The organism is Streptomyces canus (assembly GCF_001514145.1).
In the GTDB taxonomy this organism is placed as follows: Bacteria; Actinomycetota; Actinomycetes; order Streptomycetales; family Streptomycetaceae; genus Streptomyces; species Streptomyces canus.
Genome location: NZ_KQ948695.1, coordinates 27,285 through 28,708, shown reverse-complemented (window position 1 = coordinate 28,708; position 1,424 = coordinate 27,285). Strand labels below are relative to the sequence as shown.

The window sequence follows — 1,424 nt, the reverse complement described above, 5'->3', positions numbered from 1 at the left end:
TCCGCCAACCCAGGACTTTGCGGGGCCGGTTGTTGATCGCCATGGCGACGGCTTCGAGGTCCGTGAACGACCAGCGGGAGAGATCGGTGCCCTTCGGGAAGTACTGGCGCAGCAGCCCGTTCGTGTTCTCGTTCGTCGGTCGTTGCCAGGGCGAGTGCGGATCGGCGAAGAACACCTTCGTCCCGGTATCGAGAGCGAACTGAGCATGACCGGAGAGTTCCTTCCCACGGTCCCAGGTGAGGGTCTTACGTAGCTGCTCAGGCAATTGCGTCATCGACGTGGCGAGCGCCGCGTTCATCGCGATCGCGCCATAACCCCCGAGCGAGGGGCCGTTCTTCACGGGCGGATTCCCGCCCCAGCCCTCCAGACGGGGCAGGTGCACCAGGAGCGTGGAGCGGCTGCTGCGCTCGACCAGCGTGCCGATCGCGGAGCGGCCCGTCCCGATGATCAAATCGCCTCCCCAGTGTCCGGGGACCGCGCGGTCCCCAGCCTCGGCGGGGCGTTCGCTGAGGACGACGTCCGCGGTGACATGCCCCTGCGGCTTGTTCTGCGACCGTGCACGGGGAGCCCGCAGCGCCCGGCCGGTGCGCAGGCACGTCACCAGTTCCCGCTTGAGCGCGCCACGGCCTTCGATGAACAGCGCCTGGTAGATCGCTTCGTGGCTGATGCGCATGGACTCATCATCGGGGAAGTCGACACGGAGTCGGTGCGAAATCTGCTCCGGACTCCATGCCGTCGCCCAACGTCTGTCCTGACGGTGCGGCTTGTTCAGCCCTTTCCATGCGGGCGTCTTGGGCCCGGTGACGGTCATGTTGTCGGGGCGACGGATGCTGCCGGCGAGCCGGTCCTCTACGTACTCACGCAACCGGTCGCTACCCAGGAGTTTCGCGGTCTTCGGGCGCTTGGCCGCCTGCTGAGCCTTCCACTGGGCGACCGTCGCGCGGTATTCCTGCTTGCCGCCGCGCGTGGCGGCGTTGCGGCGCAGTTCGCGAGAGATTGTCCCGGGGTCTCGCCCCAGGGCGCGGGCGATCTCGCGCACGCCCTTGCTCATCGCCATCAGGATCGCGATCTCCTCGCGCTCTTCGAACGTGAGGTACCGGCCCGAGGGCTCGGCCAACGAGATCGGAGGCATGCCGCCAGCGTGACGAAACCACCTCGCACCCACCGGCCACGACACGCCGACCGCCAACGACGCCTCCACCGTCGTGACCCCCGTGGCGATCAGTCGCCAGAACTGGCGCTGCACGACCCGAGACGGATCAGGCCGCCCCGGCGAACGCATCGCCGGCCGCAACGCACGGTCAGCGCGCCACTGCCGACGCCGCCCCTCCGGGACATCGCTGGTCTTCAAACTCCAGTCCGCCGTAGCCACGTCGCACACCTCCGAGATCAGGGTGTTGCGACGACCAGTTGAATCCACCCTG

General features: G+C 67.9%; 1 protein-coding gene. It reads right to left on the bottom strand.

Annotated features, from left to right (window positions below; translation table 11 throughout):
- Positions 1-1,351, bottom strand: a 1,351-nt coding sequence (locus AQJ46_RS50705; RefSeq protein ID WP_079072879.1) for an IS30 family transposase, incomplete at its 3' end; no start/stop codon positions are given.
- Positions 1,352-1,424 lie beyond the last annotated feature (73 nt).